General features: G+C 59.3%; 26 protein-coding genes and 1 riboswitch. Of the genes, 9 read left to right on the top strand and 17 right to left on the bottom strand.

Annotated features, from left to right (window positions below; translation table 11 throughout):
• Positions 1 to 325, bottom strand: a 325-nt coding sequence (locus ABWQ00_RS14175; RefSeq protein ID WP_353239312.1) for an AAA family ATPase, incomplete at its 3' end; no start/stop codon positions are given.
• A 12-nt stretch (positions 326 to 337) separates the two neighbouring features.
• A complete protein-coding gene (gene ruvA / locus ABWQ00_RS14170) occupies positions 338 to 913 on the bottom strand; it encodes a Holliday junction branch migration protein RuvA (RefSeq protein ID WP_353239311.1) in 576 nt (191 codons plus the stop codon).
• 94 nt (positions 914 to 1,007) lie between these two features.
• Here ruvA and ABWQ00_RS14165 point away from each other — a divergent pair, with 94 nt between their 5' ends.
• Both ABWQ00_RS14165 and ybeY read left to right on the top strand, forming a co-directional pair.
• Positions 1,008 to 1,988 carry a PhoH family protein gene (locus ABWQ00_RS14165; RefSeq protein WP_353239310.1) on the top strand — a complete coding sequence of 327 codons (981 nt, stop codon included), beginning with the start codon at positions 1,008 to 1,010 and terminating at the stop codon, positions 1,986 to 1,988.
• Positions 1,989 to 2,055: 67 nt separating this feature from the next.
• Positions 2,056 to 2,511 carry an rRNA maturation RNase YbeY gene (gene ybeY / locus ABWQ00_RS14160; RefSeq protein ID WP_353239309.1) on the top strand — a complete coding sequence of 152 codons (456 nt, stop codon included), beginning with the start codon at positions 2,056 to 2,058 and terminating at the stop codon, positions 2,509 to 2,511.
• 41 nt (positions 2,512 to 2,552) lie between these two features.
• Here the strand turns inward: ybeY and ABWQ00_RS14155 are convergent, their stop codons facing one another.
• From ABWQ00_RS14155 to ahcY, 4 genes are all read right to left on the bottom strand, one after another.
• Complete coding sequence (locus ABWQ00_RS14155) at positions 2,553 to 3,149, bottom strand: OmpW/AlkL family protein (RefSeq protein ID WP_353239308.1); 597 nt, start codon at positions 3,147 to 3,149, stop codon at positions 2,553 to 2,555.
• A 186-nt stretch (positions 3,150 to 3,335) separates the two neighbouring features.
• Positions 3,336 to 4,175 (bottom strand): methylenetetrahydrofolate reductase [NAD(P)H], encoded by an 840-nt coding sequence (metF, locus tag ABWQ00_RS14150; RefSeq protein WP_353239307.1) that lies wholly within the window; start codon positions 4,173 to 4,175, stop codon positions 3,336 to 3,338.
• A gap of 16 nt (positions 4,176 to 4,191) precedes the next feature.
• Complete coding sequence (locus ABWQ00_RS14145; protein ID WP_353239306.1) at positions 4,192 to 5,040, bottom strand: TlyA family RNA methyltransferase; 849 nt, start codon at positions 5,038 to 5,040, stop codon at positions 4,192 to 4,194.
• Between the two features lie 8 nt (positions 5,041 to 5,048).
• Positions 5,049 to 6,482, bottom strand: coding sequence for an adenosylhomocysteinase (ahcY, locus tag ABWQ00_RS14140; RefSeq protein WP_353239305.1), 1,434 nt, complete (start codon positions 6,480 to 6,482; stop codon positions 5,049 to 5,051).
• A gap of 82 nt (positions 6,483 to 6,564) precedes the next feature.
• A riboswitch (S-adenosyl-L-homocysteine riboswitch) is annotated at positions 6,565 to 6,662 on the bottom strand.
• Between the two features lie 131 nt (positions 6,663 to 6,793).
• Between ahcY and ABWQ00_RS14135 the strand changes: the two genes are divergently transcribed.
• From ABWQ00_RS14135 to ABWQ00_RS14110, 6 genes are all read left to right on the top strand, one after another.
• Positions 6,794 to 7,753, top strand: coding sequence for an anti-phage protein ZorA-like protein (locus tag ABWQ00_RS14135; RefSeq protein ID WP_353239304.1), 960 nt, complete (start codon positions 6,794 to 6,796; stop codon positions 7,751 to 7,753).
• 8 nt (positions 7,754 to 7,761) lie between these two features.
• A complete protein-coding gene (locus tag ABWQ00_RS14130; RefSeq protein WP_353239303.1) occupies positions 7,762 to 8,508 on the top strand; it encodes a flagellar motor protein MotB in 747 nt (248 codons plus the stop codon).
• Between the two features lie 167 nt (positions 8,509 to 8,675).
• Positions 8,676 to 9,650 (top strand): Bug family tripartite tricarboxylate transporter substrate binding protein, encoded by a 975-nt coding sequence (locus ABWQ00_RS14125; RefSeq protein ID WP_353239302.1) that lies wholly within the window; start codon positions 8,676 to 8,678, stop codon positions 9,648 to 9,650.
• Positions 9,647 to 10,111 (top strand): tripartite tricarboxylate transporter TctB family protein, encoded by a 465-nt coding sequence (locus ABWQ00_RS14120; RefSeq protein ID WP_353239301.1) that lies wholly within the window; start codon positions 9,647 to 9,649, stop codon positions 10,109 to 10,111. Before ABWQ00_RS14125 ends, ABWQ00_RS14120 begins: the two co-directional genes overlap by 4 nt.
• Positions 10,112 to 10,123: 12 nt before the next feature.
• Positions 10,124 to 11,611 (top strand): tripartite tricarboxylate transporter permease, encoded by a 1,488-nt coding sequence (locus ABWQ00_RS14115; RefSeq protein WP_353239300.1) that lies wholly within the window; start codon positions 10,124 to 10,126, stop codon positions 11,609 to 11,611.
• A 106-nt stretch (positions 11,612 to 11,717) separates the two neighbouring features.
• Complete coding sequence (locus ABWQ00_RS14110) at positions 11,718 to 12,719, top strand: Bug family tripartite tricarboxylate transporter substrate binding protein (RefSeq protein WP_353239299.1); 1,002 nt, start codon at positions 11,718 to 11,720, stop codon at positions 12,717 to 12,719.
• Between the two features lie 100 nt (positions 12,720 to 12,819).
• Here ABWQ00_RS14110 and ABWQ00_RS14105 read toward each other — a convergent pair whose 3' ends face one another.
• A complete protein-coding gene (locus ABWQ00_RS14105; RefSeq protein WP_353239298.1) occupies positions 12,820 to 14,016 on the bottom strand; it encodes a hypothetical protein in 1,197 nt (398 codons plus the stop codon).
• On the opposite strand from ABWQ00_RS14105, the gene ABWQ00_RS14100 reads away from it, so the two are divergent.
• Entirely contained in the window at positions 14,006 to 14,269 is a 264-nt protein-coding gene (locus ABWQ00_RS14100) for a porin (RefSeq protein ID WP_353239297.1), read from the top strand. The genes ABWQ00_RS14105 and ABWQ00_RS14100 overlap by 11 nt on opposite strands.
• Before the next feature lie 386 nt (positions 14,270 to 14,655).
• On the opposite strand, the gene ABWQ00_RS14095 is transcribed toward ABWQ00_RS14100, so the two are convergent.
• The 10 genes from ABWQ00_RS14095 to ABWQ00_RS14050 form a co-directional block, all read right to left on the bottom strand.
• Complete coding sequence (locus tag ABWQ00_RS14095; RefSeq protein WP_353239296.1) at positions 14,656 to 15,015, bottom strand: HVO_A0114 family putative DNA-binding protein; 360 nt, start codon at positions 15,013 to 15,015, stop codon at positions 14,656 to 14,658.
• Positions 14,999 to 15,292, bottom strand: a complete 294-nt coding sequence (locus ABWQ00_RS14090) for a toxin-antitoxin system TumE family protein (RefSeq protein WP_353239295.1) — start codon at positions 15,290 to 15,292, stop codon at positions 14,999 to 15,001. The genes ABWQ00_RS14095 and ABWQ00_RS14090 overlap by 17 nt, the downstream gene beginning before the upstream one ends.
• A gap of 124 nt (positions 15,293 to 15,416) precedes the next feature.
• Positions 15,417 to 16,412, bottom strand: coding sequence for an ABC transporter ATP-binding protein (locus ABWQ00_RS14085; RefSeq protein WP_353239294.1), 996 nt, complete (start codon positions 16,410 to 16,412; stop codon positions 15,417 to 15,419).
• Positions 16,409 to 17,377 carry an ABC transporter ATP-binding protein gene (locus ABWQ00_RS14080; RefSeq protein ID WP_353239293.1) on the bottom strand — a complete coding sequence of 323 codons (969 nt, stop codon included), beginning with the start codon at positions 17,375 to 17,377 and terminating at the stop codon, positions 16,409 to 16,411. The genes ABWQ00_RS14085 and ABWQ00_RS14080 overlap by 4 nt, the downstream gene beginning before the upstream one ends.
• Positions 17,374 to 18,282: an ABC transporter permease gene (locus ABWQ00_RS14075; RefSeq protein WP_353239292.1), complete on the bottom strand. Its 909-nt coding sequence runs from the start codon at positions 18,280 to 18,282 to the stop codon at positions 17,374 to 17,376. The genes ABWQ00_RS14080 and ABWQ00_RS14075 overlap by 4 nt, the downstream gene beginning before the upstream one ends.
• A gap of 3 nt (positions 18,283 to 18,285) precedes the next feature.
• The gene (locus tag ABWQ00_RS14070) at positions 18,286 to 19,863 is read right to left on the bottom strand and encodes an ABC transporter substrate-binding protein (RefSeq protein WP_502908148.1); all 1,578 of its coding nucleotides are present in this window, start codon (positions 19,861 to 19,863) and stop codon (positions 18,286 to 18,288) included.
• A 38-nt stretch (positions 19,864 to 19,901) separates the two neighbouring features.
• Positions 19,902 to 21,149: a M20 aminoacylase family protein gene (locus tag ABWQ00_RS14065; protein WP_353239290.1), complete on the bottom strand. Its 1,248-nt coding sequence runs from the start codon at positions 21,147 to 21,149 to the stop codon at positions 19,902 to 19,904.
• Between the two features lie 2 nt (positions 21,150 to 21,151).
• The gene (locus tag ABWQ00_RS14060; RefSeq protein WP_353239289.1) at positions 21,152 to 22,132 is read right to left on the bottom strand and encodes an ABC transporter permease; all 981 of its coding nucleotides are present in this window, start codon (positions 22,130 to 22,132) and stop codon (positions 21,152 to 21,154) included.
• Positions 22,132 to 23,739, bottom strand: a complete 1,608-nt coding sequence (locus ABWQ00_RS14055) for an ABC transporter substrate-binding protein (RefSeq protein WP_502908146.1) — start codon at positions 23,737 to 23,739, stop codon at positions 22,132 to 22,134. Before ABWQ00_RS14055 ends, ABWQ00_RS14060 begins: the two co-directional genes overlap by 1 nt.
• A 111-nt stretch (positions 23,740 to 23,850) precedes the next feature.
• On the bottom strand, positions 23,851 to 24,440 hold a 590-nt coding region (locus ABWQ00_RS14050; RefSeq protein ID WP_353239288.1), incomplete at its 5' end, for a DUF3047 domain-containing protein.

Here is a 24,440-nt window from a genome sequence, read left to right as displayed (position 1 = left end):
CGGCCAAATCTTTGGGCTTTTCGAGCACCGGGCCACTGGTCTGGCGCAGGTTCACACCGAGCTCGGCCGCGATGATGTGGCTGAGCGTCGTTTTGCCCAAGCCGGGCGGGCCAAACAGCAGCACATGGTCCAGCGGCTCTTCGCGCATCTTGGCGGCACTGATGAAGATCTCTAGCTGCTCGCGCACCTTGACTTGGCCGACGTATTCATCGAGCAGCTTGGGGCGCAAGGCGCGTTCAATGGCTTCTTCTTGATGGGACACAGGGGCCGCAGAAATGACCCGGGGTTCGGGTTGGGGGGCGAAATCGTCGGTGCGGATGCTCATGGCTCAGTTCACTTATTTGTTCAGGGCTTTGAGTGCCAGCTTGATGCCGTCACTCACGCCCACATCGGCAGGCAAGCTCTTGAGGGCTGCAGCGGCTTCTTTGTCGCTGTAGCCCAGCGCCAGCAAAGCTTGTTGAATGTCGTTTTGAGCATCAGGGGTGTTCACCGCGAACAAACCGCCCAGGTCACCGCCCAGCTTGCCTTTGAGTTCGAGCAACAAGCGCTCGGCGGTTTTTTTGCCGATGCCAGGCACCTTGACCAAGCGGCCGACTTCTTGGGTCGTGATGGCCTGCGCCAGATCGGTCACGCTCATGCCCGACAGCACACTCAGCGCCGTGCGGGGGCCCACGCCGGAAATTTTGATGAGTTGTCGAAAGGCTTCGCGCTCTGCCAAGGTGGCAAAGCCGTAGAGGATTTGTGCGTCCTCTCGCACCACAAAGTGTGTGACCAAACTGACTTTGTCGCCCGTGGCGGGCAAGTTGTAAAATGTGCTCATGGGCACATTCACCTCGTAGCCCACGCCATGGCAGTCCACGATCACCTCGGGTGGGTTTTTGTCGCTCAGGATGCCAGTGAGTTTGCCAATCATGGGGGGCCTTTGGTTTGCGTGGATATGGAGGAGAATCGACACTCCTTGGCCTGCAAATCACCCCGCAAAACCACCCACGGTGAGGATTATCCACTTGATCGTCAGACACACCTTCACCCCGCACAACAACAACCGCTTGTCGCACCTGTGCGGTCCCATGGACGCTCACCTGCGCACCATCGAAGCGGGCTTGCAGGTGAGCATTGCGCACCGCCACGAGCAGTTCAAGGTGGACGGCCCCAAGGCCGTGGCCATGCGGGCCATGGAGATCTTGCAGGCGATCTATGAGCGGGCAGACCGTCCGATTTCGCCCGACATGGTGCAGTTGATGCTGGTCGGCGACAGCGGGGGTGAAGAAGCCGATATGCCGCCACTGCAAACCCGCCGCGCCGACCTGAAGGCCCGCACCCCGGTGCAAGCGGCCTATCTGGAGAGCATCGCCAGACACGACATCAGCTTTGGCATCGGGCCTGCGGGCACGGGCAAGACTTATCTGGCCGTGGCCTGCGCTGTGGATGCGCTGGAGCGCGCCAGCGTTCAGCGCATTGTGCTCACCCGTCCGGCGGTCGAGGCAGGCGAGCGGCTGGGCTTTTTGCCAGGCGACCTGTCGCAAAAGGTCGACCCGTACCTGCGACCCCTCTATGACGCGCTGTATGACCTGATGGGTTATGACAAGGTGCAAAAAGCCTTTGAACGCAATGCCATCGAAATCGCGCCGCTGGCCTTCATGCGCGGGCGCACGCTGAACAATGCCTTTGTGATCCTGGACGAAGCGCAAAACACCAGCACCGAGCAGATGAAAATGTTCCTGACCCGCATTGGCTTTGGGGCCAAGGCCGTGGTCACGGGCGATGTGAGCCAGATCGACTTGCCCAAGGGGCAGCTCTCAGGCCTGATTGACGCTGAGCGCGTGCTCAAGCGCGTCAAAGGCATTGCCTTCACGCGCTTTTCCAGTGCCGATGTGGTGCGTCACCCCCTGGTGGCCCGCATTGTCGATGCCTACGAAGCGCAAGGCAGTGCCCCCATGCGGGCAGGGATCAGCTCACGCCGCAAACCTCTGGACAGCGACGACTGAACCGTCGGCATGGCCTTAACGCGCAGCGCACCCCACAACCTCGATACACCGATTTTTCTCTTTGCCCATGCCCTTGCAACAACTTCAACTGTCCCTGCAATTTGGCGACATTCCCGATGCTGCGCGCCACCGCGCAGCCCTGCCCCGCCACGCGGTCGCCCGCGCCATTCGCCATGCGCTGGCCGATGACGCCGAGATCACCGTGCGCATCGTGGGTGAGCAAGAAGGGCGCGAACTGAACAAGAGCTACCGAAAAAAGGACTACGCCACCAATGTGCTGACCTTTGATTACGCGCAAGAACCGGTGGTGATGGCAGACCTGGTACTCTGCGCACCGGTGGTGGCCCGCGAAGCCAAAGAGCAAGGCAAAACGCTGGCGGCGCATTACACGCATTTGCTGGTGCACGGCACGCTGCACGCGCAAGGCTGGGACCATGAAACCAGCACCGCCGATGCGCAAGAGATGGAGGCTTATGAGGTGGCCATCCTCGCCGGATTGGGATTGCCCAACCCCTACCTTTGAGCGAGGATGCCCACGGACTGGATAGCCCGTGGATCACGCCCTCAATAACGGTAGCCAATGCCCACGCCGAGGAGCATTGGATCCACCCGCAATCGGCCCAAACCGCTGCCGTCGGCATACACATCGGTTCGGATGTAGGCCTTTTTCACATCCAGGTTGATCGACCAATTTTTATCAATCGGAAAATCCACCCCCACTTGGAAGGCCGTTCCCCAGCTGTGGCTGTCCAAAGTGACCCCCGGGGGCAATGAGGCCCCACTGAAGTGGGTGTAGGTGATCCCGCCACCGACATAGGGCTTGAAGCCCTCAAAGTCCGTGAAGTGGTACTGCAGCAGCAACGTCGTTGGCACATGCTTGAAGGAGCCGATGTCGGTGCCATTGGCATAGACCCTTTGCTTCTGATCCGAGGTCAAGCTCAGTTCTGCGGCCAGGTTCCTGTTGAAAAAATACGAGAAATCGATGGTTCCAAATGACTTGTTGTCAATGGACAGGCCCAAAGGCGTGGTGTCCTTGTTGACACTGTCCAGATGCACGGAGCGCAAGCGAACTTGCCAAGGACTTTCGCTCATGCTTTGAGCCATCACGCCGGTGACCGATCCCGCCAGCAACAGGGCTACCCACCAAGTTTGTTTTTTCATGTCGATTTTCCTTATGTATGCGAGAGACAAACCTCTCGATTTCATTGGAATATCGGCAGCGGTGTGCCCACTTGAGGCACATCAAATGATCTCAGGCCGGGTTCGCAGCAGCAGAACGCTTTGATCTGCAACAAAGGCGGGCGTTGCTTTTTGGTGATCTGTGCGTCAAGCCACTGAGCACAGGGCTCAATGGCCGCTCAGGCGGTCCACAATGTCCAGCGTAGGGGCACTCTGGTTCATGGTGTAGAAGTGGATGGCGGGCACGCCACCATGGATCAGCTGCTCACACAAGTCAGACACCACATCGAGACCAAAGGCTTTGATGGAGGCGATGTCGTCGCCGTACGCCTGTAAGCGCAGCCGGATCCAACGGGGGATCTCGGCACCACATGCGTCCGAAAAGCGCAACAGCTGGGATGAGCTGGTGATGGGCATGATGCCGGGCACCACGGGCACATCCACACCGAGTTTGTAGACATCGTCCACAAAGCGGAAATACGCATCGCTGTTGTAGAAGTATTGCGTGATGGCCGAATCGGCACCGGCTTTCACCTTGGTGGCAAAAGCCTGCAAATCGGCCTCGGGCGACTTGGCTTGCGGGTGAATCTCAGGATAGGCGGCCACCTCGATGTGGAAATCGTCACCGGTCTCGGCGCGAATAAAAGCCACCAGGTCGCTGGCGTAGTGGAACTCACCCCCTGCGCCATAGCCGCTGGGCAAGTCGCCGCGCAAAGCCACCAATCGTTTGACGCCCATGGCCTTGAGCGTGGCCAGCTCAGCGCGCACCGAAGCCTTGGTCGCGCCAATGCACGAGAAGTGACAAGCCGCGCTCATGCCTTCGGTCTGGATCGCGCCCACCGTGGCAAAAGTGCCCTCTTGGGTCGAACCGCCTGCGCCATAGGTCACCGAGCAAAACTCGGGCTGGAGGGCATACAACTTCTCGCGCACACCGCGCAGTTTTTCGACACCTTCGGGGGTTTTGGGTGGAAAAAATTCCAGGCTGATCGGCAGCTTCAAACCAGACATCACAACACCTTCAAATTCAATAGTCGTTGGCCTTGGCATACGCCTTGGCGGCCAGATCGGCCTCGTGTGCCAAGCGTGTTTTTTCACGCGCAGGCTGCACCGCAGCGGGTTCCGGCCAGCGGGCCTGAACAAAAAATTCACGGTTGCCGTCACCGCCTTCAATGGGGCTGTCCATCCACGCGCTCACCTGCAAACCCAAATCGGTCAAAGCGGTGCGCACCCGGTTTTCAATGAAAGGGTAATGGCTCTCGTCTTTGACGATGCCGCCCTTGCCCACTTGGCCCGGTTGCAACTCAAACTGCGGCTTAACCAGCATCAGCAACTGGCCCGTGGGCTTGAGCAAATGCACCACACCCGGTAAAACCAGTGTGAGAGAAATGAAAGACACATCACCCACCACCAGGTCAAAACCTTCGAGTGCGTCAGGCACCCGTTCATCACCCGGCACCATATCGCGGGCGTTCACGCCCTCGATGCACACCACCCGCTCGTCTTGGCTGATGCGTGGATGCACTTGGGCATGACCCACATCAATGCCCACCACTTCGGCTGCACCGTGTTGCAACAAACAGTCGGTGAAACCACCGGTGCTTTGCCCCACATCCAAGCAACGCAGGCCTGTCACCTGCACGCCGGAGGCCTTCAAAGCCCCTTCGAGCTTGAGGCCGCCGCGGGACACATAACGCGACTCGGCATCATCGAGCAGCTGCAATGCAGCGCCCTCAGGCACCTCGTCGCGGTTTTTCACCACCGCACGCCAACCTCCGTCAGGCTGCTGCCACTGCACGCCCCCGGCGATCAGTCGCTGAGCCTGGGAGCGAGAAGCGGCCAGGCCGCGCTCGACAAGAAGTTGGTCAATGCGCATGCGTGTTTTCAATAACGGTAAGTGTCAGCTTTGTAAGGACCGTTTTTCGACACACCGATGTAAGCGGCTTGCTCTTCGCTCAATTCGGTCAACATGGCGCCGACTTTCTTGAGGTGCAAACGCGCCACTTTTTCGTCCAGGTGCTTGGGCAGCACGTAGACCTTGCCGTTTTCGTACTCGTCTTGCTTGGTGAACAGCTCGATCTGGGCGATGGTCTGGTTGGCAAACGAGGAGGACATCACGAAGCTGGGGTGGCCGGTGGCGCAACCCAAGTTCACCAGGCGGCCTTTGGCCAGCAGGGTGATCTTCTTGCCATCCGGGAAGATGACGTGGTCGACCTGGGGCTTGATCTCGTCCCACTGCAGCTTTTCCAGCGAAGCGACGTCGATCTCGTTGTCAAAGTGACCGATGTTGCAGACGATGGCTTCGTCCTTCATGGCGGCCATGTGCTCATAGCGGATCACGTTCTTGTTGCCGGTGGCCGACACGAAGATATCGCACTTGTCGGCGGCGTATTCCATGGTCACCACTTTGAAACCTTCCATCGCGGCTTGCAGGGCGTTGATCGGGTCGATCTCGGTCACCCAAACTTGGGCACTCAGGGCACGCAGAGCTTGGGCCGAACCCTTGCCCACGTCACCGTAACCAGCGACCACGGCCACTTTGCCAGCGATCATCACGTCGGTGGCACGCTTGATCGAATCGACCAAGGATTCGCGGCAGCCGTACAGGTTGTCGAACTTGCTCTTGGTCACCGAGTCGTTCACATTGATCGCGCGGAACATCAAGCTGCCCTTGGCGGCCATCTCGTTCAGGCGCAGCACGCCGGTGGTGGTCTCTTCGGTCACGCCAATGATCTGCGCACCCTTGCGGCTGTACCAGGTGGGGTCCACGGCCAACTTGGCTTTGATGGCATCGAACAAGCAGACTTCTTCTTCGCTGCTGGGGTTGGCGATGAGAGATGGGTCGGTTTCTGCGCGCTTGCCCAGGTGCATGAGCAAGGTGGCGTCGCCGCCGTCGTCCAAGATCATGTTGGGGCCTTCGCCTTCGGTGCCCGCAGCGCCGAATTCAAAGATGCGGTGGGTGTAGTCCCAGTAATCGGCCAGGGTTTCGCCTTTGATGGCGAACACGGGTGTACCTTTGGCGGCAATGGCCGCAGCGGCGTGGTCTTGAGTCGAGAAGATGTTGCAAGAAGCCCAGCGCACATCAGCACCCAAGGCTTGCAAGGTCTCGATCAACACAGCCGTTTGGATGGTCATGTGCAAGGAACCGGTGATGCGTGCGCCCTTCAAGGGCTGGGCCTTGTTGAACTCTTCGCGGATGGCCATCAGGCCAGGCATTTCAGTCTCAGCGATTTTGATTTCTTTGCGGCCCCAATCGGCCAGGCCGATGTCGGCAATCACGCAATCGGTGTGGACGGCGGTAGGAATACGTGCATTCATGAGAAAAGCTCCAAGCAATGTGAATGAACCACAGGCGTGAGCACGGGCACTGAATTGGGAAAAACAGGCTCACCACACGTCAAGTGGATGAGCGTCGTTGCTGTTGAAGTGTTCCGAGCCTCACGCCCCGCTGCCGACTTGGTTGACAAGCCAGGGGGCGCTGCAACGCTCCTCGGAAGCGCATATTCTAGCCCAGACCTCGGGTCTGCAAAGCCCATATGGCAGCAGCCCCGGTGAGCCGCAGGTCTTTGGACTCGGCTTTTGCTAGACTGAATTGATCCCCAAGACTCAGCCACGACATGACAGAACCCATGAACCACCTTGCAGCTTATTGGCACCTGTGGACCGTCACCGCCGTGATCGTGTGGATTGGACTGCACTGCACCACGCGCTTTGTTTTGCCCGCTTTGCGCCTGAAAGTCCAATTGGCGCAAGCCAACACCCAATTGAGCCAATGGCTTGGGCAAAGTCCGAGGGCACGCATCGATTTGGACGAGATTGAACAAGGCGCCATGACCACGCCCGCTTTGCGTCACGCTTGGCAGCAATACGCCACCAGCCTTCAACCACAATGGGAAAGCACCGGTACCGGGCCTCTGGGTGCAGCCAGGCAACGCGTCAGCCATTTGTCCCGTGCTTTTTTTGCGCACATGAACATGCGCTCTGACGGTGGTCGCTTGGACCTTGCTGACATGGAGCACTTGGCATCATCTGACGAAGAAATGGCCGTACTCTGGGCCGAATACCAACAAGCGGTGGACACCCTGCAACAGCTCGAATCGACCTCACAGGCCCGTGCCGGGCAATGGCAAGCCAGCAGCCACGCTGAAAACTTTTTCACCGACCAATCCCTGGTGGATTCGCCCCTCCAAACCCATTTTTTCGCCCACATCCCGGGGATCTTGACCGGCGTTGGCATCATCGGCACGTTCACCGGTCTGATTGCAGGTTTGATTGGCTTTGATGTGTCCAACCCGGCTCAAGTGCAAAGCGAACTGAGCCAGTTGGTGCAAACCGTGGGCCATGCTTTTTTGGTCTCTGCCTTGGCCATCAGCTTGGCCATGGTTTTCACCTGGCTTGAAAAATCACTGCTGACGGGTCGCTACCAACAAGTCGAGCAACTTCAGCAAACCCTGGACAGCCTGTTCACCCCCCATGCAGGGGAAGCGCACTTGGAAAGACTCACGCTGGCGGCTGAGATGCAAGCCCATTTGTCGCACAAAATTTTGCAGCAATTGCGCAGCGACACATCGGCCGGTCACTCGCGCTGAACCTGGACATGCTGACACCCTCAAAAACACCACCCAAACGGCGCAAAAACGAGGCAGAAAAACCTTTCTGGATCTCGTTTGCCGACCTGATGACCGCGCTGATGGTCCTGTTTTTGGTGGCCATGGCGGTGGCCTTGCTCAGCGTGACTGAAGGCTTGCGCCAGCAAGACGACCTGCGAGTCCAGCGCGACAAAGGCATTTCAAGCTGCCTTCAAGACATCGCCCAAATGACCCAAGAAAAGTCATTGGCAGGCGTCCAATTGCGTGGGCAAACACTGGAATTGGGCACCTTGGCCGAGTTCCCGAAGGACAGCCACCAACTCGATGCCCAACGCGCTGATTTTTTGCGTGATTTCATCCCCAAAGTGTTGGACGTTGCCCGCACACCCGCCTGCCAGATGTGGCTCAAGCGCTTTGTTTTAGAGGGTTACGCCAGTCCAGAAGGCTCTTACCTTTACAACCTCAACCTCAGTTTGGCGCGGTCCCAAAGGGTGTTGTGTGTCTTGCTCGATGACGCTTCAGCCAAAGCGCCCCGTCAATCTGACCGTCAAGCCGTGCGCGACATGTTTTTTGTAGGTGGCTCGTCATTCAATTCGGCCATCCTGAACCAACCCGAAAAAAGTCGCCGTGTGGAACTCCGACTCGAGTTCAAAGAGCTCGACCCCAGTTGCAGCTCATCAGGGGCTTGCGAGGCCTTGCCTGTCAAGCCCATTCCGTGGGACGACGACGTCAAATGCCCACTGGCAACTCGCTGACAAAATCCAAGCGAGTGGGGGGGGCGTTTGAGGGTATTCACTGAAGCGCTGTGACAACTGATGGACAGCTTGCCGCCAAAAGGTGCATCACAATGGCCACAATCGCACAGCACCCGCGCCCGCTACAGCGTCTGACTGTGGCTTTTCATTTTTTACAGGAGACCTCCATGCACATTTCCAAACGCGATTTTCTGGCCCTCAGCGCTGCCACCGGCGCCTCCATGGCCTTGCCTGCTTGGGCACAAGGCAAACCCATGTTCGACACGCTCAACATGTTCGTGCCTGCGGCCCCTGGTGGCGGCTGGGACGGCACAGCCCGCGCCATCGAGCGCGCCGCCAAGGCAGCAGGCCTGGTGGGCAATATGGCCTTTGAAAACGTCGGCGGCGCTGGCGGCATGGTGGGCCTGCCCCGCTTTGTCAACCAGCGCAAGGGCCAGGGCAACATCTTGATGGTGGGTGGCTCGGTGATGATCGGCGCGGGCATCGCCAACAAGAGCCCTATCACCATCAAAAACGTCATACCCATTGCACGCCTGACCGAAGAGGCCGGCGTGATCGTGGTGCCCGCAGCGGGCAAGATCAAAACCTGGAAAGAGCTCGAAGCAGCCATCAAAGCCAACCCCAAAGCCGTCTCGGTGGCCGGGGGCAGCGCGGGCGGCACCGACCACCTGATTCTGGGCATGCTCATCAAGGCACTGGGCAAAAACCCACGCGAAGCCGCCTATGTGGCCTTTGCAGGTGGCGGCCCCGCCAACGCAGCCATTTTGGGCAACCAAGTGGTGGCGGGTATTTCTGGCTATTCCGAGTTTGAAGAACAAATCAAAGCCGGCAAGATGATCCCTCTGGCCGTCTCGGGCAAGAGCCGTATCCCTGGCGTCAACGTGCCGACCTTGTCCGAGTTGGGCATCAACGTGAGCGAGTCCAACTGGCGCGGCGTGTTTGCTGCCCCTGGCATCAACGATGCACAGCGCAACAACTTGATCGACTTTGTGACCCGCCTGACCCAATCGGCCGGCTGGAAACAAGAACTCGAAACCCGCAAGTGGACCAATGCCTTCATGACCGAGCGCCCTTTTGAGCGCGATCTGGCCAAAGACATTGCCGACAAGGAAGTCTTGATGAAAGAACTGGGCCTGGCATGACGCCATTGCGCCTGGCCTTATTGCTGTTGGCCGTTTGCGGCGTGGCCGCCTGGCAGCTCACGGTCATTCCGCAATCGCTGATGCAGATGACCGTGGGCCCGGTGCTGGCCCCGGCCGCCATCGTGGCGGGGCTCACCCTGGTCGCGCTGCTGTACGGCTTGAGCGCCTGGCGCGGTCGTCAGGTGGACCTGAGCCAGGAAGCCGAGCAAGAAGCCCTGCCTGGCTCCACCACCCGGCTGCTCAGCTTGTTGGGCGGTGGGCTGGCCTTCATCGTTTTGGTCATCCCTCTGGGCTTTGTGTTGCCGGGCACCTTGTGCGGCATGTGCATTGCCCGCGCTTTTGATGCCCCTTTCAATGGCAAGTCACTGCTCGTGTGCGGCCTGATTGCCAGCGTGTTCTGGTTTGTGTTTGCCCGTTTGCTGGGCGTGGGCCTGGGGCCTGCACTGCCTTGGTTGATTTGAATCGGATACCCCATGGAAGCTTTTGATGCCCTGATGGGTGGCTTTGCCATTGCTTTGCAACCCACCACCTTGATGTGGGGTTTCATTGGCTGCTTTGTCGGCACGCTGGTGGGCGTGTTGCCCGGCATTGGCCCGGCGCTGACCATCGCCTTGCTGCTGCCCCTGACCTACCATGTGCCCGCCACCAGCATGTTCGTCATGTTCGCGGGCATTTATTACGGTGCGGCCTATGGCGGCTCCACCACCTCCATCTTGCTCAACACCCCCGGCGAATCGGCGGCCGTGGTCACCGCGCTGGAGGGCAACAAAATGGCTAGGCGCGGCCGAGCTGGCCAAGCGCTGGCCACTGCCGCCATCGGCAGCTTTGTGGCGGGCACCATCGGCACCTTGGCGCTGACCTTTTTTGCGCCTCTGGTGGTCGATGCGGCTTTGGCTTTTGGCCCGGCCGAATACTTCAGCCTCATGGTGCTGTCGCTGGTGGCGGTGTCGGCCGTGCTGGGCAACTCCATGCTGCGCGGTTTGGTGGCCCTGAGCCTGGGCTTGCTGCTGGGCATGGTGGGCATCGACCTGCAAACCGGCCAAGCCCGCTTCACCTTTGGTCGCCCCGAACTGCTGGACGGCATCGAAGTCACTGTGGCCGCGGTGGGCTTGTTTGCTGTGGGCGAAGCGCTTTACCTGGCCTGGCAAGGGCGCGAGTCCAAAGGCGGCGAAGTCATGAAACTCTCGGGCAGCCTGTGGATGAGCAAGAAGGACTGGGGCCGCTCCTGGAAGGCCTGGTTTCGGGGTGCATTCTTTGGATTTCCGATTGGCGCCATGCCCGCTGGCGGGGCCGAGCTGCCCACACTGCTGTCTTACTACACCGAGAAGAAACTCTCCAAACACCCCGAAGAGTTTGGCCACGGCGCGATCGAAGGCGTGGCAGGCCCTGAAGCCGCCAACAACGCCGCCGCTGCGGGCGTGCTGATGCCGCTGCTCACCTTGGGCATCCCCACATCGGCCACGGCCGCCATCATGTTGTCGGCCTTTGAAGGCTATGGCATCCAGACCGGCCCACAGCTGTTCAGCCAACAAGGCGGCCTGGTATGGACACTGATCGCCAGCCTCTATATCGGCAACGTGATCTTGCTGGTGCTCAACCTGCCGCTCGTGAGCCTCTGGGTCAAGCTGCTCAAGATACCGCCACCTTGGCTGTATGCGGGCATCATTGTCATCTCAACGGCGGGCGTGTACGGCGCGGGCAACTCGGTCTTCAACGTGGGCTTGTTGTACGTCTTTGGTCTGCTGGGCTTTGTGATGCGGCGCTTTGACTTTCCGGCTGCGCCGCTCATCGTGGGTCTGATCCTGGCCCCCATGGCCGAACAATCCATGCGCCAGGCGCTGACCATCAGCCAAGGCGAATGGTCCACCTTCTTCACGCGGCCTCTGTCTGGCAGCCTCATGGCGATCTCGGTTTTGCTGCTGGTGGCGCCTGCCATTTGGAGGCAGCTTCGCCGACGCTAAAGCCCTTGTCATGGGAGGGTATTGATACGTAATTTCCCTCTTTCAAATACGTGTTTTTTTTGTTCTGATCTACGTCCTAAGTTTCTCATCAACAACCACAAAAGACATGAACCCCAACGACACCTCATTGATGCAAAGACGCGACTACCTCAAGTGGATGGGCGCAGCCGGTTTGGCCGCAACTGGCGTCTCGGGCCACGCCCAATCGGCTTGGCCCAGCAAGCCCATCCGCTGGATCATCCCTTTTGCATCCGGTGGCACCTCGAGCATCGTGGCCCGGGGCGTTGCCGCCCAGCTGACCAAGCAAATGGGCCAGTCTTTTGTCATTGACAACAAAGGCGGCGGCGGCGGCGTGCCAGCCATGCAAGAACTCCACCGCGCTCCGGCCGACGGCTACACCATCATCATGAGCCACATCGGCCTGATGGCGGTCAACCCCCTGATCTACCCCGACAGCGGCTATGACGTCAACAAAGACTTTGTGCCCGTCACCTTGCTGTCCCGCGTGCCCAGCTTGTTTGTGGTGCACAAAGACGTGCCTGCCAACGACTTCAAGTCTTTGGTGGCCTATGTCAAGTCACGCCCCGGCCAGTTGAACTACGCTTCGGCGGGCAATGCCAGTGCGGGCCACCTGGCCATGGAAGCGCTGAAATTGGCCACCGGCATGTTCATCACGCACATCCCTTACCGCGGCACCGGCCCCGCCCTGAACGACGTGCTGGCCGGTCGCATCCAGTTGCTGTCTGCAGGCACACCGGCCCTCTTGCCGCACATCAAGAGCGGTGCTTTGCGCTGCATTGCCACAGGTTCTACCGAGCGACTGTCGGTATTGCCCGACGTGCCCACCGTGGCCGAGCTCGGTTACAAAAACTTTGAAACCGTGCAGTGGTACGGCATCCACGCCCGTGCAGGAACGCCACCCGAGATCATCAACCGGCTGCAACAAGAATGCGCCAAAGCGGTGAGATCGCCAGAAATCATGGCGCAAAACGCGGCCGAAAGCGCCACGCCTGGTGGCGGCACGCCTGCCGAGTACGGTGCCTACGTGGCACGCGAACAAGCGCGCTGGAAAGACGTGGTCATCAAAGGCCAGATCCGACCCGGTTGAAGTCTGCGCTGCCTGGTCTTCATGGAAGGCCAGCAGTTCTCACAATCCAATCAACCCCTGCTGGGCAACCGGCAGGGGTTTTTTATACGTCAAACAGATCTCAATGTTTGGACGTTCTGCGGCTTTGCAACATGCCCACATTCATTTCACCATCGAGCGCAGAGGCATAAAAACGCTCAATCATTTGCACCGACGTTCTGGCATTGCGGGCCAATGTGAGCATGTCAATGCCCTGCCCGTACAGCAAGCGGAACATGATGGACGTGTGCCGCAAGCAATACAGCGTGCGCAAGCGGCCCACTGCATCGGTGGAAGCCACCCCGGCTTCACGCATCACCCACTTGAACCAAAAGCCCAACACGGCCAGCGCATAGCCCCGGTCTTTTTCGCCCGGCAAAAATACGTAATCCTCAGGCGACCCCAAGCCCTGCTTTTTGGCATGGGCCAGCAAGGACTCGTACACCTGCACCGCAGGTCGCAGAGTGACCATGGGCGTGTCATGCCGCTTGGTCTCGGGTAAGTTCAGACGCAGATAAATACTTTCGCCACGCACCACTTGCACATGCTTATGCTTGAGTTTGCGCAAATCACCGGGACGCACAAAACTGTTGACCATAAAACGAATGGCCCAGGCCATGTCCATGGGCAAAGTCAGGTTGCGTGGTGCCACCCAAAACCGATCCCTGTGCCCACTGGAGGCCTTCACTTCTGGCGCAGTGGCCCCAACGCGAGCCAAGCGGTAAGCGACTCTGACCACCGCCGAGTACTCTTTCAGGCTCAAGGCAGACCTAGGCCGGTTAGCGGCCTTGACCGCCGGCAATTCGGGGATTTCGCTCAAAAAACCATGGCGAATGGCGAGCTTCAGTAGTTTGCGCACCACCACCAAATACTGTGAAACCGTGGTTGAACTGAGTTTGAAGTCTGTCAAACGCTTGACAAACGCATCCATCATCAGTGGATTGACTTGCGAGGGCGGAATGTATTTGAAGAAAGGCAGGACATGTGCATCCAGACGGTTGCGCAAAATGCCCACCGAAGCCGAACTCAACTCACCCCGCTTGACTCTGAGGGCCTCCTGGTCGAGCAGTTGCTCAGCCAACACATCGAACCGGTTGGAGTGCATGGCCCCCTGGGTCATCACCGTGTTTGCCAACTCAGAATGGTCAAGGGGTTTTTCTTCTTCGATTCTATTGTTGCAGACCCGCTCCCAAGCCAAAGGGCTGACCACATAAAACGCAGGTTTGTTGTTGTCCAGAATGGCCACCGCCGATTCTCCAGACAAACCGATGACATCCAAGGAAGAAGGCGCAACTGGTACTACTACCAAGGACGTTACTGCTGTCAACGCCAGCATGCCCATGGGCGCTGTGACCCTGTTGGCTGGCTATGCCAAGGACAAGAAAGCTGCTGCAGACAAGGACACCAAAGTTTCCCTCGGTGTGAACTATGCTCTGAGCAAGCGCTCGACCCTGGGTGCCGACCTTTTCAAAGCCGATCAAGGTGCCAACACTGGCACAGGCTTGGTTGTTCGCATGCGCCACACTTTCTAATCCCACGCTGGCGCAAGCCAGTTGAGGTTTAGAAAATCAAAAACCCACCGTGGCAACGCGGTGGGTTTTTTTGTTCCTAGCCTGCCCTGCGCTCTACAGCATGGCGACAGGCGTGATGTGTCCCAAAACACCGAGCAGCAGGGCGAGCTTTTGAGCTGGCGGTGGGCGCTGAACTGGTTCTGCGCGTGATCATCACGCCAGACAACTTTGCGCAGTTTTCAAGCAATCCCCGTGGATTTTTGGACTTGGTGGGGGTTTGATACCGAATCAGCTTGCACCGTCTGGGCAGGCCGCTCTGTTTTGTAGGGCGTCATTGTCTATATGAACTGCTTAAGCCACGCTCAAATTGTCACTAGCACTTGTAATGTGGCCGAAGTTGTCATCCATCAGTGCGTCAGCGACACACTGGCATTCAATTCATCCCATGGTGCCGATAACTTGCGACCATCACGCAAAAGCAACCCAGCCGACTCCAGCAAAGCCACATCGCCATGAACGTTTTTGTAGTCACGTTTGAGAGAAAAAGCCAGCTCTTTGATATTTTCTGCACCGTGCTGGCGAACGAATTTGAGCAACTCCAATCGGCGTGGACTCAGCGTTTCAAGCATGGTCTGTACATCCAAGAAAGTGATATGCGTTTCGCTGACCTTTTTGCCTGCACTGGCTCGACCCCAAGCGTGGGTGAAGCGCTTGCCCATATCGATCAAACTGCCGACGTTGACCTGTATTTTATTTGCCTTGTTCATTTTGAATCCTTTCAATGTCAGCGAGAAAATCTTCCACCAGCTTCTCCGGTGTGGTGAACTTATAGCGTTTTTCAACATCCAGGATGTGCTTGTGGTCGCCTTTACCACGCTCATTGTCATAACCCACGATCCGCTGTCTATCTCGACCAAAGTACAAACGGTACTTCAACCCGTGAGGTCGTTCTGGGCTGGAAGTGGGCAATTGCCAAATCACCATTTCCACAATGAAACCATCAGGCAAAACGGCTTTGTCGTAAAAAATTCTCGTCGCCTTCATATGGTCAATTTAACCATATTGAAAGAGCACGTCAAGAACCATGGATGGGTGTCGACTTGGCCATTGTGTGGAGGGCTATCGCTTAAACAATCAAGCAAAACCACACTCACCGAGCCATCGAAAGTCAAACCACCGCGTGACAAGCGATCTTGATGCCTTTGAAGTCGCGCAAAGCGGGGCGCTCTGCACGGCAGATGTCGGTGGCTTGCGGGCAGCGGGGGTGGAAGGTGCAGCCGCTGGGCGGGTTGAGCGGGTTGGGCACCTCGCCTTGCACCGGGGTGCGGGCGCGGCCGGTGTCGTGCATTTTGGGAATCGCGTCCAACAGCATCTTGGTGTAAGGGTGCTGCGGGTTGCCAAACAAGGTGTGTTTGTCGGCCAGCTCCACCAGTCGACCCAGATACATCACGCCCACTTGGTCACTCACGTGGCGCACCACGGCCAGGTTGTGGCTGATGAACAAGTATGTCAGCCCCCGCTCGCGCTGCAGGTCCTTCATGATGTTGAGCACCTGCGCCTGCACGCTCACATCAAGCGCCGAGGTGGGCTCGTCGCACACCAGAAACTCGGGCGCGGTGGCCAAGGCCCGGGCAATCGAGATGCGCTGGCGTTGCCCGCCCGAGAACTGGTGCGGGTACTTGACCATGTCGAGCGGTGACAAGCCCACCGACTTGAGCAATTCGGCCACACGGGTTTTGAGCTCTTCGGCATCACTGATCAGGCCATGCTCTTTGAGCGGCTCACCAATGATGTTGTCCACCGTCCAGCGGGGGTTCAGGCTGGCATAAGGGTCCTGGAAAATCATCTGGATGCGCTGGCGCATGGCCTTGGCATTGCTCGACTTGAAAGCCGCGTGCGCGTCTTGCCCGTCAAAAGTCAGGCCGCCGCGTGTGGGCTCGTAAAGACCCACCAACAAGCGGGCCACGGTGCTTTTGCCGCAACCGGATTCGCCCACCAGGGCGAGTGTTTTACCGCGCTCGATCTCAAAGCTCACGCCATCAACGGCATTGAGCAATTGGCGCGGCTTGCGCTCGATCACGCGGTTGAGCCACGGGGCCGAGACGTCAAAGGTTTTGGCCAGGTCGTGCGCGACGACCAAGGCTTGCGTTTTCTGCTCGCTCATGCCGCGCTCCCGTTGTGCAGCCAGCAGGCCGCTTGGGTCGAACCGGCTTGGACCAAATCGGGTCGGTCTTGGCGGCAACGGTCAAACACTTGCGGGCAGCGCGGGTTGAAGGCGCAGCCTTGTGGGATGGCATTCAGGCGCGGCATGGCGCCGTCAATCTGGTTCAAGCGTTCGCAGTCACTGTCCATGTCGGGGATCGAGGCCATCAGGCCAGCGGTGTAAGGGTGGGCCGGTTGGTTGATGACCTGGTGCACCGGGCCGATTTCGGCCACGCGCCCGGCATAAAGCACCGCCACGCGGTCGCAGGTCTCGGCGATCACGCCCATGTCGTGGGTGATCAGCATGACAGCGGCACCACGGTCTTTGCAGACCTTTTTGAGCAAGCTGATGATCTGCGCCTGGATCGACACATCAAGCGCGGTGGTTGGCTCGTCGGCCACGATGAGCTGCGGCTCAGCGGCCAGGGCCAGCGCAATCACCACGCGTTGGCGCATGCCGCCCGAAAACTGGTGCGGGTAGTGGTCAATGCGCTCTTCGGCAGCTGAAATGCCGGTGTCTTTGAGCAACTGAATGGCGCGCTGCCGGGCCTCTTGCGGCGTCACAGGCAGGTGCGCAAGAATCGTCTCGGTCAGCTGCTTGCCAATCGAGTAAAGCGGGTTGAGCGAGGTCAGTGGATCCTGAAAAATCGCGCCAATCTTGCGGCCCCGGATGTGGCGCATTTCGTCCGCATTCAGATGGTCGATGCGCTGGCCTTCCAAAAAAATTTGGCCACTGGCCACACGGCCAGGTGGTTCTAGCAGGCCAATGATGGCCGCGCCGGTGAGCGACTTGCCCGCACCGGACTCGCCCACCACGCCCAGAATTTCACCGGGGGCGATGTCGAAAGAAATATCGTCCAGCGCACGCAGCGTGCCGTGGCGGCTGGGGAATTCCACCACCAGGTTTTTAACTTGTAAAAGGCTCATCGCAATCTCGGATTCAGCGCATCGCGCAACCAGTCACCCAACAGGTTGACCGACAAGGCGATCAGCACCAGCATCAGCCCCGGAAAAATCGTGATCCACCATTCGCCCGAGAACAAATAGTCGTTGCCAATGCGGATCAAGGTGCCCAGGGAAGGGGATGTGGGGGGTGCGCCCACGCCCAAAAACGACAAAGTGGCTTCGGTCAGGATGGCCGTGGCCACCTGGATGGTGGCCAGCACCATGACCGGGCCCATCACGTTGGGCAGCACATGCTTGAACATGATGCGCAAAGGCGCCACGCCCGTGACTCGCGCGGCTTGCACGTATTCCTTGTTGCGCTCGACCAAGGTGGTGCCGCGCACGGTGCGGGCGTATTGCACCCAACCTGTCAGGGTGATCGACAAAATCAAGACACCAAAAGCCAAGGACTCGTGGGCGTCAGGAAAAAGCGCTCGGCCCACACCCGCGATCAAGAGCGCCACCAAAATGGCCGGGAACGACAGCATCACATCGCACAAGCGCATCAAGAGCGCGTCGATCCAGCCGCCGCGAAAGCCCGCCAGCAAGCCCAGGCCCACGCCCACCACCACCGACAAGACCACCGACGCGATGCCCACCACCAAAGAAATGCGCGAGCCATAAATGATGGCCGACAAAATGTCGCGGCCTTGGTCATCGGTGCCCAGGAAAAACTTCGTGCTGCCGCCCTCCATCCATGCAGGCGGCAGGCGGGCATCGCTCAGCTCCAGCGTGGCCAGGTCAAACGGGTTGGTGGGGGACACCCAGCCCGCAAAGGCCGCACAAAAAAGGAACAGCACGGCGATGGCCGCTGCCACCATCGCCGTGGGCGATTGGCGGAAGCTGTAACCGACGTCGCTGTTCAGCCAGCGCTTCAAAACATTCATGGCTTACTTGACGGTGATGGATTTGAAAGGCATGAAGTTGTCACCACGCTGGGTCAAGCTGACCTTTTTGTTGATGCCCCAAGCCAAGGCTTGTTGGTGCAATGGCAAGTGGCCGATGTCGGCACTGTGCAGTTCAAAGGCCTCGCGGATCATTGCGTTGCGTTTGGTTTGGTCGTTCTCGCTTTGCACCTTGATCATCAATTCATCGACCTTGGGGTTGCAGTAAGAGCCCAGGTTGAACTGGCCAGCGCCCTTGTCGTCGGGGCAACGCATCAAGGCATTCAGGGCGTTGTGGGCGTCATAGGTGCTGGGAGTCCAGCCCAGCAAATAGAAGCTGGTGTCACGGCGCAAAATTTTGGGGAAGTAGGTGCCCTTGGTCTCGGCCTTCAGGTTGACCTTGATGTTCACCCTCGCCAAATTGGCGGCCACGGCCTCGCAGATCTGACCGTCGTTCACATAGCGGTCGTTCGGGCAGTTCATGTCGATGGTGAAGCCCGTGGGGTAGCCCGCATCGGCTAACAGCTTTTTGGAGGCTTCGATGTCAAAGGGCAGGCGCTTGTTCGAATCGGGGTTGAAACCGTTGATGCCGGGGCCGACCATCAGGGCGGTCGGGTTGGAGGCACCCCGCATCACCGTGCGCTTGATGCCTTCGATGTCAATCGCTTGGTAAAAAGCCTGGCGCACGCGCTTGTCTTTGAAGGGGTTTTTACCCTTCACACTCGAATACAGCAACTCGTCGCGCCGCTGGTCCATGCCCAAAAAGATGGTGCGCAACTCGGGCGCCACCATGGCGCTGGTGTTGGGGCTGGAGTTGATGCGCGGCACGTCTTGAACGGGTACGGGCTCCATGATGTCGATCTCGCCGGACAGCAAAGCCGCCACGCGGGTGGGGTCGTTGGCAATGACCGAGAAGATGACTTCGTCCACGTTGCCTTCGATCTTGCCCCAGTAGTTGCCGTTGCGCACAAAGGTGGTGCGGATATTGGGTTGGCGCTCACGCAGGCGGTAAGGGCCTGTGCCGTTGGCGCGGAAAGACGCGGCGTTTTCAATGCCCCTGCGGCGGTCCACCGGGCGTGTGGCCTGGTTGTCCTCGCACCACTTCTTGCTCATGATGAACACGGTGGACAAAACGTTGGGCAAGATCGGGAAAGGGGACTTGGTTTCGATCTCGATGGTGTGGCTGTTGATTTTGCGCACTTCCTTGATGTCGTTGGTGTTGCTGCGCATGTCAGAGCCTTCACCGGCTGCACGCGCCAAAGAGAACACCACGTCGTCGGCGGTGAATGGCGTGTCGTCATGAAAACGCACGTTTTTGCGCAACTCAAAACGCCAGACGGTGGGCGATGTCTGCTTCCAGGACGTGGCCAGGGCGGGTTCAAATTTCAGGTCCTTGCTCACGCCCACCAGCGATTCGTAAACGTTGTTGGTCACGCTCAGTTGCAGCGATTCATTCAAAGAGTGCGGATCCATCGACAAAGCATCGCCTTGGTTGGCAATGCGCACGGTGGCCGCATGCGCAGCACCCAGCGACAGGGCTGAGACGAAGGTGGCGGCCAATAAGCCACGGGACAGTTTGGACATGCGCATGGGATTCTCCTGGGGTTGAAAGTGAAAACCGATCAGGCGGCGGCCTGGGGCTGAAGGGGCAAGGCTTGCTCGACCAAACTGGCGTGCAAAGCTGCGCCCAGCGGCAAGATCTCGTCGTTGAAGTCGTATCGGCTGTTGTGCAGCGGATGTGGGCCGGGGCCGTGCGGCAGGCCTTGGCCGATGCGGATGTACGCACCGGGTTTGGCCTGGAGCATGAAAGAAAAATCTTCACCGCCCATGCTGGGCAGCATGTTGCGCCAAACCTTGTCTTCGCCCACCAAGCCCGCCGCCACGTCGCAGGCGAACTGGGCCTCGGGCACGGTGTTGACGGTGGCGGGGTAGACGCGCTCATAGGTCAATTCGGCCGATGCGCCAAAGCCCTGGGCAATGCCGGAGCACAAAGAACGCAAACGGTCTTCGATCAGGTCTTGCACGCTCTCGCTGTAGGTGCGCACGGTGCCGACCAAGGTGACTTCGCCGGGGATCACGCTCATGGCGCCGGGGTGTCCGCCTTGCATCGAGCAAATGCTGACCACCGCTTGGTCAAAGGCCGACAGGTTGCGGGCCACCACGCTTTGTGCAGCGGTGATGATGTGGCCTGCCACCAGCACCGGATCGATGCCTTGGTGTGGGCGAGCGCCGTGGCCGCCTTTGCCGCGGATGTGGATCTCGATGCGGTCCACCGCCGCCTGCATGGGGCCGGGTGTGATGCCGATCACGCCCAGGGGCGTCTCAGGGGAGTTGTGTTGGGCATAGACCTGCTCGCACGGAAACCGCTCAAACAGACCGTCTTGCATCATGGCGCGGGCACCCGCGAAGCCTTCTTCGCCGGGCTGAAAAATCAGCACCGCCGTGCCATCAAAGCGGCGGGTTTCAGCCAGGTATCGGGCCGCGCCCATGAGCATGGCGGTGTGGCCGTCGTGGCCGCAGCCGTGCATCAAGCCGGGCTTGGACGACTTCCAGGTGCACTCGTTGAGTTCGGTCAAAGGCAGCGCGTCCATGTCGGCCCGCAGACCGATCATGCGGCCAGGGTTGCTGGCCGAGCGGCCCTGGCCGTACACCAAGGCCACCACGCCGGTTTGGCCGATGCCGGTGTGGATGCTGTCCACGCCGCACACCTGCAGCATCTCGGCCACGCGGCGTGCGGTGTAGACCTCTTCAAAGCCCAGCTCGGGGTGGGCGTGCAGGTCGCGCCTGAAGGCGGTGAGCTCGGGGTGGAACTGGGCAATGCGCGCAAACGCCGCCCCGCGCCCCAACACCGATTGCAAAGAAGCGCCCATGCTCAGTGGCCTCCGGGCTTGCCCACGCGCAGGCGCGGGTCGACCACAAAGTAGAGCAAATCCACGATCAGGTTGATGACCACAAAGATCAGCGCAATCAGGCACAAATAAGCCGCCATGACCGGGATGTCGGCAAACGTGACCGCCTGGATGAACAGCAAGCCCATGCCGGGCCACTGGAACACCGTCTCGGTGATGATGGCAAACGCGATCAAGCCGCCCAACTGCAAGCCGGTGATGGTGAGTACCGGCACCAGCGTGTTTTTAAGGGCATGGCCAAAGTGGATGGCCCGGTTAGACAGGCCCCGTGCACGGGCAAACTTGATGTAGTCGGTGCGCAGCACCTCGAGCATTTCGGCCCGCACCAAACGCATGATCAGCGTGAGCTGAAAAATCGCCAGTGTGACGGCGGGCAGCACGATGTGGTGCCAGCCCTTGGCGGTCATCAGCCCGCTGGACCACCCCCCCATTTGCACCACCTCGCCCCGCCCAAAGCTGGGGAACCAACCGAGCATGACCGCGAACACCAAGATCAACAAAATACCGATCAAAAAGGTGGGCAGCGACACCCCGAGCAGCGACACCGTCATGAGGAGTTGACTGGCCCAGGTGCCCCGGCGCAAGGCCGCATACACCCCCATGGGGATACCGATGAGCAGCGCCAAGGAGGCGGCCACCAAGGCCAGTTCCAGCGTGGCGGGCAGGCGCTCAGCGATCAGGCGCGAGACCTTAGCACCTTGGCGCAGGCTCAGACCAAACTCGCCTTGCACCGCGTTGACCAAGAAGTGGCCAAACTGCACAAAGAAAGCTTGGTCCAGACCCAGAGCGCTGCGCATCTCGTCGATTTGCTCCTTGGTCGCGTCCTGACCCAGCAAAAACACCACCGGGTCGCCCACATACTGGAACAACAAAAACGCGATGAAGGCCACCGTGACCATGACGACCACGGCCTGGATCAGCCGCTGCAAGATGAAAGCGAGCATCAGTTGACCTTGATCAGCGTCCAATCCAGACGGTTGTCAGGGCGGTGCACCACTTCCACGTTTTTCTTCATGGCCCAAGGAATCACTTGGTTGTGCAGCGGGATGTGCGAGACCGTGTCGTTGGACAACTGCAGACCTTCGGTCAGCAAACGGTTGCGCACCGGCAGATCGGTCTCGGTCTTGGCGCGGTCCACCACGTAGTCCATGCGGGCATTGCTGTAACGGCCTACGTTGTAGTTGCCGTCACCGCCCGTGCCCACACTGCGTGTGAGCGACTGAAGGCTGTACAGGGCATCAAAGGTCGGCACGCCCCAGCCCAGCATGTAAATGCTGGCTTCGTAGCGCTGGATCATGGGGAAGTAAGTCACCAGAGGCAAGGTGCGCAGCTTGGCACGCACGCCCACTTTGGCCCACATGGCGGTGATGGCCTGGCAGATCTCTTCGTCGTTGATGTAGCGGTTGTTGGGGCAGGCAAAGTCCACCTCAAAGCCGTTGGGATAACCGGCTTCGGTCAGCAGCTTTTTGGAGGCGTCGAGTGAATAAGGGAAACGGGTGTTCACGCCTTGTGTCCAGCCGTTGACTTGGGGCGCCACCAAGGCGCCTGTGTTTTGCGACAGGCCACGCATGGTGACGCGGTGGATGGTGTCGATGTCGATGGCCTGGTACAGCGCCTTGCGCACCTTCACATCCTTGAGCGGGTTTTTGCCCTTGACGTTGGAGCCCGGCAATTCTTCGCGGTGCTGGTCCATGCCCAAGAAGATGGTGCGGTTTTCGATGCCGTCCACCACCTTCAGGTTGGCGTTGTTGCGCATGCGGCCCAAGTCTTGCGGGCTGGGGTCCAAGATGAAGTCAATTTCACCCGACAGCAAAGCCGCGGCGCGGGTGGCTTCGTTCTTGATGGGGGTGTAGATGATTTCGGTCACGTTCGTCGGCACACTGGCCCAGCCCCACCACAGTGGGTTTTTCACCAGCACCAGCTTTTGGTCAGGCTGCCATTCCTTGACCATGAAGGGGCCGCTGCCCATGGCGTTGCGGTGGGCAAAGTTCTCTTCCTTGGAGCGGCTGTCCTTGGGCTCCATGGATTTGTTCTTCTCGGCCCAAGCCCGGCTCATGATGCGCAGCTCGGTCATCTGGTTGATCAGCACCGGGTTGGGGCCGCTCAACATCACGTCGACCGTGTGGGCATCGACCTTGACCACACGGCTGATGCCTTGGGCGTAGATGTTGAAGTTGGAGGTTTTGGCGCGGGCGCGTTCCAAAGAAAAAACCACGTCATCGGCCGTCAAATCGGTGCCGTCGCTGAACTTGACGCCTTTGCGCAGGTTAAAACGGTGCTGTGTGGGCGTGACTTCGCGCCAGGATGTGGCCAAACGCGGCTCGATCTTGAAGGTTTTGCTGTTGTAGTAAAGCAGCGAGTCAAAAATGGCGGCGTGCACCCCGTTGCCCAAGGCGTTGTTTTGCGAATGGATGTCCAGCGTGGGGATGTCGCTGGCGCTGGTCCACTTGAAGGGCTTGGCCTGAACCATGCCGGCAGAGGCCAAACCGGCCAAGACCAAAGAAGTGGTCAGGACACCAGACAGCCATTGGGGGGGCGCTATTTTCTTCATGCAATCACCTCGGTCGTTACAGTTGTGTGACCGGCAAGTGTGCAACATCTATTTCCGTTGCAGACAGAGGGAAATCCCCCAAAGTGCCTGTCGCGCACCGGACTGGTGCATTCAGTCGAGGTGCACCTTGCCGTACCAAGCCCGCGTGGTGCTGCGGGTATTGTCGGTGTCGGTCATCAGGCCCACCCCCAGCAGGGCGCCGGGGGCTTCGCCAAAGGCTTTTTCAAAGTCGGCCCGAATATCGCGCGTGTAGCTCAACCATGTGCCCACACGTCCGGGGCCCGATTCGACCGCCAGTTTGCGGATGCGGTCGGTGCGGGGGTTGACGATCACCGACTCGGGCGGGCACTGGTTGCACCACACATACATCAAGGTGGCATAGGGCATGGGCTCGCCCGTCAGGCTGTGGGTGAGCTCGCTGAGCATGGCATTTTTGGGGCTGAAGCGCTGGCGGTCGCCCTCGAACACCAAAATCAGGCGCACGGGCGAGTCTTCGGTTTCGCGCTGCACCATGTCGGCGCCGGCAATGAGCCGTTCCACCCGCCAGTCAAACGTCAGGTGGCCCAATTGTTCTGGTGCGATGCGTAAACGCTGGCGCAGCATGCTGGCCGATGACGCGGCCTGCGCCTGCAGGGCGTAGCCTTGGGGCTGCCGCTCCAACCTGTAGGCGGTGCGCAGCTTGCCGGGCAAGACCATCTTGT

Source organism: Limnohabitans sp., from assembly GCF_040400975.1.
GTDB lineage: Bacteria > Pseudomonadota > Gammaproteobacteria > Burkholderiales > Burkholderiaceae_C > Limnohabitans_A.
The sequence above is the reverse complement of the archived record's forward strand: the minus strand, read 5'-3'. Positions and strand labels throughout refer to the sequence as shown.